At 47.9% G+C, this 19,263-nt stretch carries 14 protein-coding genes and 1 pseudogene; 2 read left to right on the top strand and 13 right to left on the bottom strand.

Translation table 11 applies throughout. The annotated features are described in order from the left end of the window. The 4 genes from O9X78_RS15730 to O9X78_RS15745 all read right to left on the bottom strand — a co-directional run bounded on the left by O9X78_RS15730 (position 1) and on the right by O9X78_RS15745 (position 3,628). The gene (locus tag O9X78_RS15730) at positions 1–918 is read right to left on the bottom strand and encodes an acetaldehyde dehydrogenase (acetylating) (RefSeq protein ID WP_269620684.1); all 918 of its coding nucleotides are present in this window, start codon (positions 916–918) and stop codon (positions 1–3) included. Positions 919–960: 42 nt separating this feature from the next. Then, positions 961–1,752: a fumarylacetoacetate hydrolase family protein gene (locus O9X78_RS15735; RefSeq protein WP_435056063.1), complete on the bottom strand. Its 792-nt coding sequence runs from the start codon at positions 1,750–1,752 to the stop codon at positions 961–963. Beyond that, positions 1,752–2,585, bottom strand: a complete 834-nt coding sequence (locus O9X78_RS15740) for an alpha/beta fold hydrolase (RefSeq protein ID WP_269620685.1) — start codon at positions 2,583–2,585, stop codon at positions 1,752–1,754. The genes O9X78_RS15735 and O9X78_RS15740 overlap by 1 nt, the downstream gene beginning before the upstream one ends. Before the next feature lie 182 nt (positions 2,586–2,767). Continuing rightward, positions 2,768–3,628: an SDR family NAD(P)-dependent oxidoreductase gene (locus tag O9X78_RS15745; RefSeq protein WP_269620686.1), complete on the bottom strand. Its 861-nt coding sequence runs from the start codon at positions 3,626–3,628 to the stop codon at positions 2,768–2,770. 224 nt (positions 3,629–3,852) lie between these two features. Between O9X78_RS15745 and O9X78_RS15750 the strand changes: the two genes are divergently transcribed. Further along, entirely contained in the window at positions 3,853–4,221 is a 369-nt protein-coding gene (locus O9X78_RS15750) for a DUF3703 domain-containing protein (RefSeq protein ID WP_269620687.1), read from the top strand. A 48-nt stretch (positions 4,222–4,269) separates the two neighbouring features. Here O9X78_RS15750 and O9X78_RS15755 read toward each other — a convergent pair whose 3' ends face one another. From O9X78_RS15755 to O9X78_RS15790, 8 genes are all read right to left on the bottom strand, one after another. Beyond that, positions 4,270–4,614 carry a PBPRA1643 family SWIM/SEC-C metal-binding motif protein gene (locus tag O9X78_RS15755; protein ID WP_269620688.1) on the bottom strand — a complete coding sequence of 115 codons (345 nt, stop codon included), beginning with the start codon at positions 4,612–4,614 and terminating at the stop codon, positions 4,270–4,272. A gap of 307 nt (positions 4,615–4,921) precedes the next feature. Then, the gene (locus O9X78_RS15760; protein ID WP_269620689.1) at positions 4,922–5,869 is read right to left on the bottom strand and encodes a transglutaminase family protein; all 948 of its coding nucleotides are present in this window, start codon (positions 5,867–5,869) and stop codon (positions 4,922–4,924) included. Then, positions 5,866–8,391: a circularly permuted type 2 ATP-grasp protein gene (locus tag O9X78_RS15765; RefSeq protein WP_269620690.1), complete on the bottom strand. Its 2,526-nt coding sequence runs from the start codon at positions 8,389–8,391 to the stop codon at positions 5,866–5,868. Before O9X78_RS15765 ends, O9X78_RS15760 begins: the two co-directional genes overlap by 4 nt. Positions 8,392–8,611: 220 nt before the next feature. Next, positions 8,612–9,544 carry an alpha-E domain-containing protein gene (locus tag O9X78_RS15770; protein ID WP_269620691.1) on the bottom strand — a complete coding sequence of 311 codons (933 nt, stop codon included), beginning with the start codon at positions 9,542–9,544 and terminating at the stop codon, positions 8,612–8,614. Beyond that, on the bottom strand, positions 9,544–11,028 hold the full coding sequence (locus tag O9X78_RS15775; RefSeq protein ID WP_269620692.1) for a circularly permuted type 2 ATP-grasp protein: 1,485 nt from the start codon (positions 11,026–11,028) through the stop codon (positions 9,544–9,546). Before O9X78_RS15775 ends, O9X78_RS15770 begins: the two co-directional genes overlap by 1 nt. A gap of 791 nt (positions 11,029–11,819) precedes the next feature. Beyond that, the gene (locus O9X78_RS15780; protein ID WP_269620693.1) at positions 11,820–12,953 is read right to left on the bottom strand and encodes a branched-chain amino acid aminotransferase; all 1,134 of its coding nucleotides are present in this window, start codon (positions 12,951–12,953) and stop codon (positions 11,820–11,822) included. A gap of 11 nt (positions 12,954–12,964) precedes the next feature. After that, complete coding sequence (locus tag O9X78_RS15785) at positions 12,965–14,020, bottom strand: Glu/Leu/Phe/Val family dehydrogenase (protein WP_269620694.1); 1,056 nt, start codon at positions 14,018–14,020, stop codon at positions 12,965–12,967. Between the two features lie 30 nt (positions 14,021–14,050). After that, on the bottom strand, positions 14,051–17,527 hold the full coding sequence (locus O9X78_RS15790) for an indolepyruvate ferredoxin oxidoreductase family protein (protein ID WP_269620695.1): 3,477 nt from the start codon (positions 17,525–17,527) through the stop codon (positions 14,051–14,053). Positions 17,528–17,868: 341 nt separating this feature from the next. Here O9X78_RS15790 and O9X78_RS15795 point away from each other — a divergent pair, with 341 nt between their 5' ends. Beyond that, complete coding sequence (locus O9X78_RS15795) at positions 17,869–18,345, top strand: Lrp/AsnC family transcriptional regulator (RefSeq protein WP_219044888.1); 477 nt, start codon at positions 17,869–17,871, stop codon at positions 18,343–18,345. A gap of 382 nt (positions 18,346–18,727) precedes the next feature. On the opposite strand, the pseudogene O9X78_RS15800 reads toward O9X78_RS15795, so the two are convergent. Then, positions 18,728–19,099: pseudogene (locus O9X78_RS15800) on the bottom strand (2-oxo acid dehydrogenase subunit E2); the annotation flags it as partial. Between the last annotated feature and the right edge of the window lie 164 nt (positions 19,100–19,263).

The following is a 19,263-nucleotide window of genomic DNA, read 5'->3' on the forward strand; positions in this document are numbered from 1 at the left end:
TTAGACCGACGCTGATGAAGTGATAGAAAAACGACCGGCCAGCATTTCTTCTGCGAACATTTCAGCGGTACGCAAACCCGCAGCGGTCATAATGTCGAGGTTGCCAGCGTACTTCGGCAAAAAGTCACCCAAACCTTCGACCTCCATGAACATCGATACCCGATTGCCGTCGAACACCGGGCCATTTTTAAGACGGTATCCCGGCACATATTTTTGAACTTCGGCGACCATCTCATCGACCGATTTACGAATTGCATCCTGATCAGGCAATTCATCAGTAAGGCAGTGGATAGTGTCGCGCATAATCAGCGGTGGCTCGGCGGGGTTGATGACAATAATCGCCTTACCTTTTCGGGCTCCGCCGACTTTCTCGACCGCACCGGCGGTGGTGCGAGTAAATTCATCAATATTTTTACGGGTACCGGGGCCTACAGATTTAGAGCTAACGGTGGCGACAATCTCGCCATAGCTGACCGACTGCACCCTAGATACCGCAGCCACCATTGGGATGGTCGCCTGCCCACCACAGGTCACCATATTGACGTTATTACTTCCAGCGGCCAGCGCTTCTTTGAGATTTACTGGCGGTACGCAGTAGGGGCCAATAGCCGCGGGCGTTAAATCAATCATTAACGCGCCCTGCTCATTTACCTTGCGAGAATTTTCCGCATGAACGTACGCTGAGGTCGCGTCGAAACAAATCTGAACGCCATCTGCTTTCATGGTGGCGAGCATGCCATCAACGCCCTCTGAGGTAACTTTCAGCCCCATTTCGGCCGCGCGTGATAGACCTGGTGACTCAGGATCGACACCCACCATCCACACCGGCTCTATTAGTTCTGAGCGTAATGCCTTCATGAGCAAATCGGTACCGATATTGCCGGGACCAATAATTGCCGCCTTTATTTTTTCAGCCATTGTGTTGCACTCTCTTGATTAGTTCTAAGACGGAAAGCCGACTTATACAAACTGCACTGACGCTCGACCAATGCCGTGTAATTCCATTTCCATTTTGTCGCCAGCAACCACTGGCTCTAGCGGTACTAAGGAACCAGACAAAATAACTTCACCCGCTTTAAACGGAATACCAAAACGGCCCAAAGTATTTGCCAGCCACGCGACCGCGGTGAGCGGATTGCCCTGCACCGCACTGCCCAACCCTTCACTCAACAAAGCGCCATTTTTCCAGACGGTAATTTTTAAATTTGGTAAATCATGTTCCGCTGGATCAGCAGTGACATCACCTAATACATACACGCCACAGGATGCATTGTCGGCAACCGTATCTTGAATTCGAATATTCCAATCTTGAATACGCGAATCGACAATTTCAAAACAGGGCATAATGCATTCAGTCGCCGCCAACACATCTGCTTCGGTGACACCTGGCCCTTGTAAATCAGCCTTTAATTTAAAGCCAATTTCTGCCTCTGCACGGGGCTGAATTAAATTACCTGCCACAGAAATATCAGAGCCATTGGGATACGCCATCGCATCAGTGAGAAAACCAAAATCCGGTTGATGCACACCCAGCATGTCTTGAACAACCTTACTGGTTACACCGATTTTTTTACCTACAATGACTTCTCCGTCGTCATCAACTCGGCGCTTTAGCATCTGCAAAGAAATATAATATGCATCGTCCAAAGAGATTTCAGGTACTTGCTCAGTCAAGGGGCGGAGAGGTTTAAAACTCCGCATCGCCTCATACAAATCATCGCCAAGCTTTTTAATCAGTTCTTTTTGCATCATTAACCGTGTCTCAAAAAATCGTCGGTGCTTCGGTTGAACATGTCGCGATGTTCTACCATTACCCAGTGGCCGCACTGTGAAACCAGCGTTAAGCGAATATTCGGGCAGTTCTTGGCAAGTGTTTGGATTCCCGTTTCCGGCATCATTTTTTCGTTTACACCCCAAAACGCCAATACCGGACAACTGATTTCCTTCAATCTCGCCGCCATATTTGGCACGACCATAGACGTAATGACTTGGCTATTCTGCTGCTGAAAAACACCCCAACGTTCATTGATTAGCTGTTCGTCAACGACACTGTCGTCATATACCAAACCACGCCGGATAAAATCTTCCAAACGCTCCGGTGCCATCGGACCAGAGGTAAACACTTCCTTCATTACCTGCATGCCCGGCATATGAAAATAGTCAGCCTGTTCTTCAATGCCGCCGGGAGCCATTAACACTAGTTTGTCCACCTGAGAGGGATTATCTAGGGTGAATTTAATCGCAATTGCACCACCCAGCGAGTTGCCTATTAGGGCGCAGGAAGACACGTTTAAATGATCTAGAAGTTGCTTAATACACTCCACGAAAAAGTCGAGATGATACTGAACATCCTCGGGTTTATCAGAGTAACCGTAGCCAATAAGATCGGGCACGATTACGCGATAACACTGCTCAGCTAGATAGGGATAGTTGTATTTAAAATTACTATGGCCGCTCGCGCCACTGCCACTGCCGTGCAAAAAAACGACAACAGGGCCGTTACCATGATCCATGTAATGTATGCGCTGCCCATTTGGCAGTTCCGCATAGTTGGCCTCGGGTAAACCCGCTACTAACACTGCCATTATTATCCTTCTCCAGTAGCAAATTTTGCGTGATTTAGTTGCAAGAACCTGTAACAGACGATGCGTCACGCGACATTTTCTAATGTGCCGCAATGTTACCGGTTTGGGTCTAACACCCTAATACCTCAAATGGATGACAGCTGTTTTAACTAGCTACTCACTACTACCCAGAGAATAAACAACTACTGAATAACGACATCGGTAAATTGAGTCTCTTCCCCAAACATCAGCCTTGGCGAAGACGGCAGACGCCCATCGATATCCACTAAACCGAACTCCGCACCCAACTCTGCAGCGAACCAGACCTTGCCAGTGCGAGCCATGCGAGCGCTATCTGAGGCTAAGGCGGCAATAACACGACCAGTGAACTCAGGAGATTCCACCATCGCCATCATATGACTATACAATTCGGGATCCGCATCAAATACCGCTTTAGTCCGCTCGGTATTCAACAGTCCCATCCACAGCGACACAACCGCAACCTGATGTGGTTCAAAGTCGATGGCCATGTCATGGGCCATCTTATCTACTGCAGCCTTACCAGCGCCGTAGGCTGGGCCATGCATATAACTGCGCCCACCCGGAGATGATGTGTTAACCAACAGTCCGCCACTCTTTAGCAGTAATGGCGCCGCGTAATAGGAAGCCACATAGCTGGATCGCAGCCCCACATTCAAAATATCCTGCAAACCCAATGGTTTCTCCCAAAATGGGCCTGGCAGTGTTAAACCCTCGGGGACACACAGCGCGTTATTCACAAGGATATCGAGCTTGCCATGCTGTCTGTCAATTTGCGCAAATAAGGCGGCGACGTCATCATCATTGCCGTGATCACAGGCAACAGCGATCCCTAAACCGCCGCGCTGAGTAATTTCATCGGCGGTTGCATATATAGTCCCGGGCAAAACTGAATCACCTTCAGTTTGGCTGCGACCCGTTACATAAACCGTTGCTCCCGCATCACCTAGCGCTAGGGCGATACCTTTGCCCGCCCCGCGGCTCGCGCCGGTCACCAGCGCAATACACTCTTTGCCCAAAAACATACCTACTCCCTTATTTTTTGTTATTCGTCGAGGAAAACGCCTGATAAAGGGGCGTTATGCATCTCGCTTTATCGGCTGATAATAATAGCTATCTGCTACGCGCGCCCTCCCACGGATAGACGAGACGCGAAAGAGAATAGCCTTGATCTATCGATTTATTGAATAGTTGGCGACATTGAAATATCGTGACATTAGAGAACAGAGACAGTTGCGGGTACGAAATCATGCTGACATTTACACGAAATATGGCGCCACATGTAAACAAGGAACTGGCATTGGCAATTGATGCGCGGCGCGCTAACAATGCCGCGCTGGAATTCAAGCATTTGGAAAATGCCCACGTACTGGGACAGGAATCTACTTTACTGCATACCAAAGTACACTGCCTGATGTTGGTCTGGGGACTTCGGCACGGCAATGTAAGAGAGATTTGCGGACAAGTATTTAGGATCATTGGCGCCGCTACAAAAACCGCAATCGGCCTTGTGCCCAGTGGCAATACCGGCGGCAGCAATATTAGCCCATTTGCAAAACTGCCTTTAAGCCCTCAGCATGCTCAAACAATTACCGCTGCTCACGCAGCGGATAAATAGCGACGACACAATGACAATAGAGCTCTTTAGCAGAACAGTGTATCAACGCTAAGACATACCACAGCATTTCTTGTATTTATTACCGCTGCCGCAATGGCAGGGATCGTTTCGAGCCGGTGTTTTCTCTACAAGCTGAGTCCCGCTCTTACTAAGCAAAACGTCCAATTCACTAATATCTTCCTGCACGGTTGCAGCATCATCGACTTTAATATTGGCGTACAACTTTGCCTCAGCCAATATAGCTTCGACTTCTTGTTTACGTAGCTCAGTGGTGACCACCAAGTTCAGAGGATATTTCTTACTGCCCGCTTTAGTCATCGCCTTGGTTTGATAGCCGTGGTTTATATGACTTTGCCGCGCGTCTTTACGGCCTTTAAAGAAGAATTTAGACACTTTGATGACCCTGTATATATTAAAGATTGGAGCCAAGCCCCATTGCACACGAACAACCGACGGCACAATACGTCGATATTGCCCGAATGTCGCTATAAACCTATACGGAGGATTGCCTAAAACATGTGTACACACTTCAAACCGAATAAGCAGCAATGCTGAATGGCACATGTATCATTTGGAAAAATGAAAAACCAAGAAAGACGAAATAATAAGGGACGAATTATGGTTCGGGTGTTATTTCAACCTCGGAACTACGCAGCGCCGCTTGTAAATCAGAGCATGAATTACAAATTAGGAGATCGAACTAAGACTGAGACTGGCTCTGCGATTGAACGGGGGTATTGGGCACGGTGCTATATCCAACCCCGCTCCCCAGCTCAACCCTTGCCACATCCACCGCCACTGACAACACCTGTTTCCCACCACCACCAAACACCACGCCTTTTAATGGCGTCACATCGGAATAGTCTCGGCCCCAGGCAGTAGTAATGTGCTGATCTGCGGGCATTACATCATTCGTCGGGTCAAAATCCTGCCATTCGTCGCCCGGAATATACACCGCAAACCACGCGTGAGACGCATCTGCGCCTTGCATTTTCACTTGGCCCGGTGGCGGCAAGGTCTCTAAATAACCGCTGACATAACGCGCCGCGAAGCCTAGGCTGCGCAAAACACCAATGGCTAAATGTGCAAAATCTTGGCATACACCGCGACGATTTTTCAGCACGTCATCTAACGGCGTAGCGACAGTCGAAAAGCTTGGGTCGTACTTGAAGTCGTTAAAAATACGAGTGTTCAACGCACTCACCGCCTCTAGAAACGGGCGGTTTGGCGCGAACAAATCGCGGCCATAATCGGCTAACTGCGGTGCAACCGCAACCATCGGCGAATCGAAGCGGAACTCGGTGGCACACATATCCTCTACATCGGCACCTAAATCTAATGCCGCCAGAACTTCTGCACAGGTAATACCGCCGCTAAGTAAACGGGGTTCAGAGGGAGCGATCTCAACTTCACTGTCTACAATCACTTCCAATGATTTATGCGGCCTTTCCAAAGTGAAATGACACACCACATTACCAAAATAGTCGACGCGCTTAATTCTACTAGTCGGCGCTGGAATAATACGAATATCGCTGTAATTTACCCGCTGCCCATTACATTCGCGGGGTATTAAATAAGCAACGTTATACCCCTGATTCACCTGATCGGCGTATTCGTAACGGGTTGAATGCCTTACCCGATATTTCATGAAACACCTCTGCCGCTCATCTCAACAGGCTGCGGCCCCATTGCGTGATCGAAATAGCGATCTGCCAGCGCTTGAGAGGCAGCTTTAAGATCACCATCTAATTGCGTTAGTAACTTACCCAAATTCGCGTGTTCACCGGTCTTTTCATCACGCAGTGCAATTTCATCTACGGGTGTAAGCAGTAAGCTATTTGTTGCGCGCAAAATACAACGCATATCATCGCTCAACTGCACGCCTTTATTTGGGCCTTCTACGTCTTCCAAATGGTTACGCAGACTTTCCAATTGAAACATGACTGAACGCGGGTTTTGGCGATCAAATAATAATAGCTCCATACCCTTATCTAATCGGTACCCACTGCGGTAGTAACGCTTATAAACAATACGCGATTCCAAACTGGCCAACACGGGTTTTAATAGCGGCACACTCTGACCATCGCCTTTGTCTTTCACCAAAATATGGCTAAGTAGTTCAACTGTCTTTTGAGCACGTTCCAGGCGACGACCCATTTCCATAAATCGCCATGCGCGCCCGCGCACCATGCTTTCTTGGCTTAGACCACAGAGCGCCAATAAGCTGGTAATGAGCGGGTCGAGTAATTCTTCTGGGGCTGCTTGCAGGCTGCTCTCAAGATTTTTATTGAGATATTCCATGCCATCGCGAATATCATTTACCAAGCGCAGCATGTCGTTTGACAGCAATTCTTTAACGCCATCAGCCGAATGCAAAATAGCCTCAAGACAATGTGCAATACTGCCGGGGCGAGCGCGATTAGACACAACATCCAGCAGCTCGTGTTCCGGAGTTTCAAAATCAGCATCTTTCGCAGTAAAACCGGGAAAAGTGCCGGTAACCTTGGTGACCGAACACAATAAAACTCGGCGACTATCCGGGGTTAAAGGTTCGATGCTATTAAGTTCTTCGAAGGCGGTACGAACCAAGCGCAGTCCAGACTCTGCGCGCTCTGCATAGCGACCAAACCAGAACAAATTATCGATAACACGACTGGGGAGGCTAAAATTCCTATCCAGCTGGGCGCGAGCTAATTTTTCCGGCTCAAAAACACTGTCTTCAACTTCTGGCTCAGACGCTAAGATCCAAGTGTCTTTGCTGCCACCGCTGTACTGGCTGACGATATGCTGGGTATCGATATGAGTGCCGATGTGGGTAAGCCCACCCGGCATAACACTATAGGAATTACCGCTGGCCACGGTAAAACCGCGCATAACCAATGGTCGGCTACTAAATACCTTACCATCTAAGGCCGGTGTCTGAGACGGACGCACGGCGCTCTGAGCGACATAGTCGATGGGGTGAGCTAACACCTTCGCCAATAAATTCGCCCGCTCCTGTTGATTTAAGTCAGCGACAAAAATACTGTGGCGACCAGGCACCCGGCAGGTATGACGGATTAGTAAATCATCGAAATGTGCTTTTACATAGGCTAGGTCTGCGGCATCACCACACCACCACGTAGGCACCGAATTTAAGCGCAGATCTCTACCTAAAAAGTGCCTCGCGATTGCCGGCATATATTTGGCCAGCACTGGGCTTTCTAGAATTCCGCTACCAAGCGGATTCGCGATAATGACGCCACCAGCTCTAGCAACTTCAGTTAAGCCCGGCACGCCCTGACCAAAACTTTGCCGCGAAATAACGGGGTCAGCCACGCTATCATCGATACGACGCAATACCACATCAACTTTGCGAAGACCATCTAAAGACTTTAGCCAAAGCGCGCCCTTGCGAACGGTTAAATCGCGCCCCTGCACTAGCGGATAGCCGAGGTAATTAGCGAGATAAGCGTCTTCAAACGAGTTTTCTTTGAATGCGCCCTGAGTAAGGTAAACCACTAACGGCGCATCTTTAGTCTGACTGAGTTCAGCTAATTTACGACGCCACTGTAGAAAGAAGTTAGAGAGCCGATGCACATGTGCGTCACGGAAAAGGCTCGGCATGACTTTTCGTAATACGGTTCTGTTTTCTAAGGCATAACCCGTACCCGATGGCGCCTGGGCGCGATCACCAATAACCAACCACTCCCCGCTGGCAGAGCGGACCAAATCAGCAGCATGAAATATAAGTTGGTGCTCACCGGGCAGGCGAATACCGTCGCAGGCACGAAGAAACCCTGGATGGCTAAAAATGGCGGCTGGCGGAATAACCTTGTTATGGATTAGCGTCCGCTCGCCATAGAGGTCGCTGAGAATAAGATTTAGCAGCTCCGAACGCTCACGCAGGGCGTTCTCAATAACTTCCCACTCCTGACTCGACAGAATCATCGGCAGTAAATCTAGGCTCCATGTATGGCTAACATTGAGCTGATCGCCAGGGCTATAACTGGCGCCGTCATCCCTAAGTATACGTTTTGCAGTCCGTTGCCGTTCAAGCAGGGCGTCCATACCCATGGCATTAAGTACCCGCATAGGGTAGTGCCAATGTTCGCGAACATTGCCATCGGCACCGATGACCTCATCATACTGGTCATGCTGCGGTTTATAGACAAAACGGTCAGTTAACATGGATACGGCGCCAAAAAACGTGCGTCGAGTAAAAGAGATACTCAATAAAGGGACTTCATCACGGCAATAACCGCAACTTAGTGTCGCAAAACTGTAGCTGAACACCGGTTTGGTGCAAAAAATCGTGACTGCCACTGAAGCAAATCACGATTCGGAAGATTACCGTAAGTCGCTAAGCTGGGCAAACCTCAATGCTGCAGGAAATACCTATTTAAGCTGTTTACGTTGGCTGAAACCACGTCTCTTGAATAGCCCTATGTATAACAATGGAGTTTTTTTCAAGCTCAGTAAGGTAGGCAGGAAATCCCACTTTCACATCACTGTAATCTTTAGCGTCATTCACCGTTTTCAAAAACTTATCTAAGCACTTCACCACGTTTTCGCTTGATGGCAGCTGTTTAGCCGAATCTTGCATCCTTAACAGGCCACAGGCTACCGAACGAGGAAACAGGGTATCTTGCAGTAAGAACCGCGCTGAATCATCACCGTTAATCGCCACCTTCATCGTGCGCCGATACGGCATGGTCGCATTTAAAGTGCTGAGCACACTTCCCCACACCGCATCCAAGACGTGGTTGGTATCGTTATCAATCAAATCGCTGGACATACTCGCACCCGCCTCTAAAATACGGATGGTCATATCAGCGCGTTCTAAACTGCGTCCCATATTTAAGAAGTGCCATGCGGCATCGCGGCGCATAGTATCGGCAATAAGGCCATTTATCTGCTGACAGGTCTTAATAATTTCTTCTAAAAATTCGTGTCTAAAGCGACGATTTAGGCCTTGAGCGATGTTCTCAGACACATATATCTGAAACTCATTCACCAGCTCCCAGCTCTCCTGCGGCACCATATCTCGGGTTGTGCGGATATTCTCTCGCACCATCCTTAGAGACGACGCTAGGGAACTTGGATTACTGAGGTCCTCAAGCAAAAACTTCACCACACGCTTTTCGTCTTGCACTGTGAAGCGTCGGTTGTACTCTCCATGGCTACCACTGGCAATAACGAGGTTATGCCAGCTAATCCCGGTGTCTCTTGGCAAATCGAACAACAAGCCTGTATAGACTTGTATCAATCGCGCCATACTTTCAACGCGCTCTAGGTAGCGCGCAAACCAATAAACTCGCTCTGCAACTCGAGATAACATCATTATTTTGCGCCTCCTTCCGCTATTATCCAGGTGTCTTTACTACCACCTCCCTGTGACGAATTAACGACAAGTGAGCCTTTCTTTAAAGCCACCCGAGTCAAACCACCCGTGGTTACGGACAAATCGGTACCTTGCAGCACAAAGGGACGCAAATCGAGATGGCGCGGTTCAGCTTCACCGGGGCCGGTTACCACTGGCGCTGTTGAGAGTGCCAGCGTAGGTTGGGCTATATAGTTTCTAGGATTTTCCTGCACCAGCCTTCGAAATTCCTCATGCTCTTTTTTAGTAGCATGCGGACCGACCATCATGCCGTAACCACCTGATTCGTTAGCGGGCTTAACCACAAGCTTTTCAATATTTTCAACCACGTATTTGAGTTGCTCAGGATCATCACAAAGGTAGGTTTCAACATTCGGCAGAATTGCCTTTTCGCCAAGATAGTATTCAATCATCTTCGGTACATAGGCATAGACAACTTTATCGTCCGCAACACCGGCACCTGGGGCATTAACCAGGGTTACATTTCCCGCCTGCCACGCACGCATAATGCCTGGAACACCCAAAATCGAATCTGGATGAAAGGCTTCTGGGTCTAAGAAAAGGTCATCTATCCGGCGATAAACAACATCGACCCTCTCCAAGCCCGATATGGTTTTCATGTAGACGCAGTCATCTTTATCAACAAATAAATCGCTACCCTCTACCAGCTCAACACCCAATTGCTGTGCTAAATAGGCGTGTTCAAAATAGGCCGAGTTATAAATACCCGGTGTCAGAATCACGATTTCAGGCTGACGTACTTTACGCGGCGACACAGAGGCCAACATATTGAACAATTTGGTGGGGTAATCATCGACCGGCAATATATTGTTGGTCTCGAATAGCTCAGGAAGCACGCGTTTGCTTATCTCGCGATTCTCCAACATATACGCGACGCCCGACGGCACCCGCAAATTGTCTTCCAACACATAAAATTTCCCGTCGCCTGCGCGAACCAAATCGCAGCCACAGATGTGCGCCCACACACCCTTAGGCGGATTTATACCCACGCATTCAGGGCGGAAATTTTTTGAATCTTTAATAAGATACTCCGGTACAACCCCGTCCTTAAATATCTTTTGCTCGTGATAAACATCGTTAATGAACAGGTTCAAGGCGCGAACTCGCTGCTTCAGACCGTTAGCCGTTTGCTCCCACTCCTTAGCGCTAATAACCCGCGGGATGAGGTCAAAGGGCCATGTGCGGTCTATGTTTTCGCCGTCTGAATAAACGGTAAAACTGACCCCCATGTCTCTAACCGTGCTTTCCGCGGCAACTCGCCGGCTCTCTAACTCTTCTCGGCTGAGCTTGCCTAGATACTTAATGACACGTTGACTCGCCTTTCGGGCACCGCCTTTTTCCGTGATCATTTCATCGAAAAAACCACCTGTCTGATACTGACTCCAATCGATACCACCAGATTCCTTGTCTGCACCTTTCGTCATCTATAAAACACCTTACTGAAAAATTATTTTCTATGTTGGACTGTCGCACCAAAATAGCGCAACCTACTCCAGCGGCTCGCCTTGTGGTAGCGCATAATCGATTTCATATATCAAATATGCCCCTAATACAGTCAATTACTAAGACATTCATCAGCAATAGCCACGCCAACTCGCACAAAAACTGACAAGCCCAATTAATATTCTCCGTCGCCTATGCCGTAAAGACCTGAATTAACATACTCGCCCTTTATGACGGAAAGAGCCATAAAATTATTGATACCTACTTGCTGAGCAAAATGACTAATACTCATATGCTCAACCAAAGGCGGTGCAAATTACTTTGCAAGCTAGACAAAATATTGCCTTGAAACTGATAGTTAGAGCACTATAAAAACGTAAAACCCCGATTTTATGCTTTTTGACACTCGCTCCCTTGAATTCACATTACCTGAGCTCAGCACCGCCTTCAACAGCTGGCATTGCACTGCCCAGCTATCTGAGACATATTGAAAAGCAGATAGTAAACATCAGTGTTAAAGGGTGAGCACATTAAGCCGCGACCGTCACAACGTATTAAATATGTGCAAGGGCGGTTGGGAGTAGACGATCAATACATGCTGATTTGCTAAAGGCAAAGGCGATTGATACTAGAAGATACTATTAAACTTCAAGGGGCTGAACTTCCCCTGTTTACCAACGAAACTGCGACTGCCATAGCAGCTATTAAAAACGCAGTTTCATTCCTACATTAGCCAACTATCGTAAACAGCACAGTACGCCGGCCGAATTTACTAAGCCTTGCCAGAGTATGTAGACGCCCCTTTATCAAAACTAAACATATCCTCGATTGGCCAATTCCAGCCAAAAACATCGTCATGACGACCTTCCTGAATACCTGTAAGCAAAGTATGTAACTGACTAGCAATCGGATTTTGATCTCCAAGCTCATATCGAGTGCCGTTGGCATCAGCCAGTACGCTTACCGGCGTAATTACCGCGGCAGTGCCGCAGGCAAACACTTCAGTACAATCACCAGATTCTATAGTTGCAAGTAAATCATCGATATCGATACGTCGTTCAACAACCGTCAAACCGACTTGTTTAGCCAAGTTCATTACAGAGTCACGAGTTATACCAGGTAAAATTGATCCACTTAACTCCGGTGTATGCAATACACCGTTGATAAGGGCAAACACATTCATACCCGAGAGCTCTTCTATATAACGATGTTCGGATGGATCTAACCACAAACTCTGATCATAACCCGCAGAGTGAACACGCCGACCGGCTGCTAAAGCCGCCGCGTAATTTCCGCCAACTTTCACACTACCTGTACCGCCCTGTGCGGCTCGACAATCCCGACGTTCAATTACTACCTTAAAGCTGCCCTGCTGGTATGCCTCAGAGGGCGAGGCAATAATATAAAAATCATTATTGACCGACGCGGCGAGTCCCAAGTCGGCGTCGACGCCAATCATAAAAGGACGCAAATACAATGACTGCCCCGGACTAGTAGGAATATGGTCAGCCATAAAGGCGCTTACTGCAGACACACCTTCCATGAATATCGCCTCGGGTATAGCCGGCATACACATGCGCTCGGCGGATCGATTAAAACGACACCAGTTTTCTAATGGTCTAAACAAAGCCACTGTTCCGTTTGAGTAGCGGTATGCCTTCAATCCCTCAAAAATTTCCTGACTGTAATGCAAAACCTTCGCCGCAGGATCAATTGAAATAGGTCCATAGGGCAATAGTTCGCTCGACTGCCAAACTCCCTCACGAAACCGAGCGCGATACATAACCGGTGCCATCACTTGACCAAAACCAAGCTTTTCTGGCAGCTCAAAATCTTCTATTTGTCGTGCGACTTTTTGATCAATTTCTAGGCTCGGTAAAGCAGCCTGTATATTTTCACTACTCATTGCTCTTCCTATTAGGCTGCTCTAACTCGTCTACCGAGTAAAAACTTCTCTTCTGCCAAGCACTCAGCCATAGTTGCCGTAGAAACACCGCTGGTGACAGCGCGTTTAAAAATCTCTGATAAAGTAACCGCGATCGTTTCGACATGTGCAGATGTGCTAGCGGAACTATCTTCGGCGCGCTGGTAATACACATCGATAATACCGCCAGCATTTATGACAAAGTCCGGCGCATATAAGATACCTCTCTCCATAAGCCGCTCGCCTTGGGTAGCGCCAGCCAATTGATTATTCGCTGCACCGGCGACGATACCCGCCTGAATTTCTTCAACGGTTTCTGCGTTGATTGCAGCACCCATCGCACAGGGTGCCAATACATCAGCAGCAAAACCCAACACCTCGTCACAGGCAATAATTGTGGCGCCAGCCTGACGCGCTAAATCCTTATTGGTCGTATTTATATCTGCTGCAAAAACAGTTGCACCAGCGGCAGTTAGCAACGCAATTAAATGTCGCCCCACCGCACCGGCACCCTGCACCGCAACACGCACACTAGTTAAATCGTCACTGCCATGTTTAAATTTCAAGGCCGCTTTTATACCAAAATAAACCCCCTGCGCGGTATAAGGTGAAGGGTCACCGCCAAAGCGGCCGCTGTCCATTACGCCCGACACGTACGAAGTGCGTTCAGCAATAATCTTTAAATCGCTGACCGACGTACCGGAATCTTCCGCGGTGATATAGCGGCCACCAAGATCGTCAATAAAGCTGCCCATCGCCAACAACAATTCCCGAGACTTTAACTTTGCTGGATCACCTATAATCACCGCCTTACCACCGCCCAAGGGCAGGCCAGCCAAGGCAGACTTATAGGTCATTCCCTTAGATAAACGCAGCACGTCATCAAGTGCATCATCGTCATTGGCGTAGGGATACATTCGACAGCCGCCCAAGGCTGGCCCTAAATTAGAGTTATGCACTGCAACGATGGCGCGCAAACCACTGCGCGCATCATGCTTAAACGACACCAACTCATGACCATCATAGTGTTGCGAGTTAAATACCGTCATTACTGACTCCTATTCATGCTCTTTGAGCGACTACGCTGCATTGTGAATGTCGACCAATTGCACAACATCACCGTTCAAGCGCTTGAGAAGGTGGTCGCGGCGTATTTCATATTGGCGAATAGCGGCATCTTTAACATGGCCAAAGCCGCGCACATCGTCAATCAAGCCAAATAGCTCAACCGCGGTCGCCAAGTTATTTTTGTCTAACGCTGCCAAAACCATTTCAATCTGCGCAGTAAACTCAGTCACCAGCGCTCGCTCCGCTTTGCGCTCCGCACTATAGCCAAATACATCCCACTTCGTTCCGCGTAAACCTTTCAATTTAACCAGCACTTTGAAGGCCGCTAGCATCCATGAGGAAAATACTCGTTTCACAGGGAAACCATCCGATCCAATTTTTGCCAACAGCGGCGGCGCCATATGGAACTGCAATTTAAAATCGCCTTCAAACGCATCGCTAAGCTTTTTCAAAAATTCGCCATCGGTATAAAGACGCGCGACTTCATATTCATCTTTATATGCCATTAACTTGTGTAAAGACTTTGCGACGGTTGTCGTCAACTCACCGGCCTCGCCATTTATTTCTTCGTCTTTCGTTTTTACAGTATTCAGAATAGCGGCATATTTATCGGCATAATTTCTATCTTGGTATTTCACCAAATGCTCGTAACGATACTGAATAATGTCATCGACCTCATTCAGCGGTACCCAATGTTCAACTTCAACACCCGCAGCACGGCGAACCGCACCGATGTCGTGCGCAGCGCGCCGGCCCCATAAAAAGGCCTGCTTATTAAAATCGGCTGCCACACCATTAAGGTCGATAGCGCGATCGATAGCATCGTAACTCACTGGTACATAGCCTTTCTGAAAGGCGTAGCCCAACATAAAAAAGTTGCTCGCGAGAGTGTCACCAAGTAAATGACTCGCCAACTCGGTGGCATCCACAAAACTAACTTTACCCTCACCCACCTCATCAACAATCAACTGCTTCATTGACTCTGCGGGAAACTCTGCGTCGCGGTTATAAATAAACTCCGCAGTCGTCATTTCAGTATCGTTAACCACAGCAACAGTACGCTCTAGATTGACTTTGGCAATCGCTTCGTCAGAGGCCGAGACCACTAGATCACACCCCAGCAACAGGTCTGCGTCGCCGGCAGGAATCCTCACTGCGTTAATGTCGTCCTGATTATTTGCAACTCGTAAATGACTGACTACAGGCCCAAACTTCTGCGCCAAGCCAGTCTGATTCAAGGTCGCGCACCCCTTACCTTCTATATGCGCAGCCATCGCTAATACCGCTGTAATGGTCAGTACGCCGGTGCCACCAACGCCGGTAACCACCAAGTTCCAAGGATGCGTTATGGCCGGTAAAGTCGGCATTGGAATGAGGACAAAACCGTCAGCCACGACCGTGGTATTTTTCCGCGGCGAACCGCCTATCACCGATACAAAACTTGGGCAGAAACCATTCACACAGGAATAGTCTTTATTACAAGCACTTTGGTCGATTTGACGTTTGCGACCATACTCAGTTTCCTTTGGCAGCACCGACAGGCAATTAGATTTTTTACCGCAGTCGCCACAACCTTCGCAGACCGCATCATTGATAAAAATACGGCGATTGGGATCAACCATCGTTCCCTTTTTTCGACGGCGACGCTTTTCAGCAGCACAGGTTTGTTCGAATATAAGTACCGATGTACCAGCGACATCCTTCAGCTCGTTTTCTATGGCCAGCAAATCATCGCGATGGCTAATGGTAAAGCCATCTTTTTGCGGCCAACTGTAATTTTCAGGGTGATCCGACACCAAGGCAATGCGCTTAATGCCTTCGCCACGCAATTGCAAAATAAGTTGTTCAACCGTTAATGAGCCATCTATAGGCTGGCCGCCTGTCATCGCAACAGCGTCGTTATACAGAATTTTGTAAGTGATATTGACGCCCGCAGCAACGGACTGTCGAATAGCTAAACTACCGGAATGGAAATACGTACCATCGCCCAGATTTTGGAATACGTGTTTGTTTTCGGTAAATGCGGCCTGGCCTACCCACGTCACGCCTTCGCCACCCATTTGAGTAAAAGTCGTCGCTGGACGTGTGGGCATCCACGTACTCATATAATGACAACCAATTCCTCCCAGCGCGACGCTGCCCTCAGGCACCACAGTCGACGAGTTATGTGGACAACCGGAACAGAAATGCGGCGTGCGGTTGATAACGCCATGCTTATTCGCAATAGACTGTTCTTTTTGGTCGTAAAATTTTAGACGCTTTTCTATCTCGTCGCTTTTATAAAAACGACGAATACGCGATGCAATGGCCCGTGCCACCATCGCCGGTGTTAGTTCACTTAAATTAGGCAGCAGGTCTTTGCCCTGCTCATCGAATTCGCCGATAACACGGGGACGGTCAGACACGGGCCAGTTGTAAAGTTGACCGGTGATTTGGTCTTCAATGATTGAGCGCTTCTCTTCAACAACTAGAATTTCTTCCAAACCCGCGGCAAACTCATGGGTAGTTAAAGGCTCTAAAGGCCAAGGCATACCTATCTTATAAACTCGCAAGCCAATGGCCGCAGCCTGCTGCTTATCGATTCCCAAATCCTCAAGAGCTTGCAGGACGTCAAGATACGCCTTTCCGCTAGTAACAATACCCAAGCGTGCTTTGGGACTATCGATAACAATTCGGTTTAAATTATTTGCTCGCGCAAAAGCACGGGCTGCATAAATTTTATACTTGTTTAGCCTAAGTTCTTGGGCCAAGGGCGTATCTGGCCAGCGCGCATGAACGCCATCAGGAGGCAGTTGAAAATCCTCTGGTATTACAATATTAACGCGGCGGGCATCTATCTCCGCCGATATTGCAGAATCCATATTTTCGGTGATGGCTTTCAGCCCCACCCAGCACCCGGTATAACGGGACATTTCCCAACCATATATGCCTAGATCAAGTACTTCCTGCACATTGGCTGGCGCAAGAACCGGAATCGACGCGCCCATAAACATGTGTTCAGATTGGTGGGGCAAGGTAGACGATTTTGCCGCGTGGTCGTCACCAGCTACCGCCAATACGCCGCCAAATTTTGAGGTGCCTACCGCATTAGCATGCTTGATAACGTCCATGCTGCGGTCGACCCCTGGCCCCTTGCCGTACCACATACCAAACACGCCATCGTATTTAGCATTTGGAAAAAGCCCCACTTCCTGACTGCCGCGCACTGCGGTAGCCGCTAAATCTTCATTCACACCTGGAACGAACTGAATATTGTGCTTATCAAGGTATTTCTTAGCCTTCCACATAGCCTGATCGACCGTACCAAGAGGCGAGCCACGATACCCAGAAATAAACCCGGCGGTATTCAAACCTCGCTCTAAATCGCGCTGATGTTGTAGCATTGGTAGACGCACCAAAGCCTCAACGCCTGTCATGTAGGCGCGACTACTATCCAGCATGTACTTGTCTTCCAAGGATATTTTTAAGGCCTGTTCAGAAAGTGGCATATCATTATTCTCATATTCATTGATAGGAAGAGATGCGCAAATTCTAGCGCGACACACTAGGTAAAATTATTTTACTTATACCTAAAATCAGTAATTAATAGCTATATTTATGCAACTTAAATCACAAAAACGCATAAAAAAGCTAATCTATAAGCTCTATGAGAATTCTTACTCCCCCTCCCGATTTCGTCGCCCAAACGACCACTACGGCAACAACAGAGCAATAACACCAAGCAGACATACAAATGCGAGCACAGCCACAAACTAGTTTTAATTAACCACACTAGAGCCTAAACTTGCATAATTTAGGCAAAACTTACGTCAGTCGAGCGATTACACTTATGGGCACCGAACTCAATAAGCAAGATATTAATATTCTCAATATCCTTCAGTCTGACGCGAGTAAAACATCCAGTGATGTCGCTGATATCGTAGGCATGTCCCAATCACCCTGCTGGCGACGTATTAACCGTATAGAACAAGACGGCGTTATTCGCAAAAAAGTCGCCCTACTTGATCGTCACGCGCTAGGCATGGACTTGGTGGTTTTTGCAACGATCAACCTCACCACATCAGGTCGCCAAAACTTGGAGGAATTTGAACACTCAGTGCAAAATTTTGATGAGGTTATGGAGTGCTACACCATGACCGGTATTTGGGATTACATGCTTAAAATTATCGTGAAAGATATTCGAAATTACGAAAGCTTCGTCCGTGATCGCTTACTTGGCCTACCTATGATTCGCGAAATTCACTCGCATATTGCAGTCACAGAAATAAAGAATACAACCGAGCTACCACTCAAAACCCAACTGTAAAAATTATTTTCGGAAGGGAAAGTAAATTGAAAAAACTAACAACGTTAAGGAATGAAGGCGGCACATCCCTGTGCCCCCTCATATCTCGACGCAAGCGCCGACCTATGAGATGGCGAGTAAACATATTGCAAATTCAGCCATGATTATTTACAACAGACGCAAGCAAAAACACGCATTGGCGTTTTAAGCTAGCGACGCACTCTGTGTATAAATATATTCAGATTTGTAACAAGGTGCATCCCCCTATATAGGGGGGGCGATAAAACTACCAACAAAGAAGCACTGCAAATAGAATTCAATTCTCAAGAAGGCTAGAAAATAACGCAAGGCTCTAGCCGAGAAGAACCAAAGCCCTGCTATAGGTACGGCTGTGTAATTAAAGTTATAAGCGCCGTATATCCACCAGCAATTCACCCAGGTAAGTGAAGAACTGTCCGGCATCGACGCCATTTATGGCGCGATGATCGTAAGATAGGGACACCGGCAGCATCTTGCGCGGGACAAATTCACTGCCATTCCACTGTGGTTTTACCGCTAGCTTTGAAACACCCAAAATCGCTACTTCTGGCGCATTAATAATGGGTGTAAAACCGGTGCCGCCAATGCTACCCAGACTGGAAATAGTAAAGCATCCGCCCTGCATATCTGCGGGTTTCAGTTTACGATCCTTGGCCTTTCGCGCGAACTCGGCTGATTTTGCCGTCAATTCCCAGAGGGATTTTTTATCAACATCACGAATCACCGGCACAACTAGGCATTAAACTTTGGAGGGGGCTAACAAAAATAGAAATTATTAACCCGGCGATCAAAAGTATCTGATATAATGCGCGAATGGACGAAAAAATTGATGCAAGAAAATTATCCTTAGAAGTTCTTGAAGAAAAACGCCGACAGGCGCATCGACTTCGGAAACGCGGA

Origin of the sequence: Zhongshania aquatica (assembly GCF_027257955.1) — a bacterium.
Lineage (GTDB): Bacteria > Pseudomonadota > Gammaproteobacteria > Pseudomonadales > Spongiibacteraceae > Spongiibacter > Spongiibacter aquatica.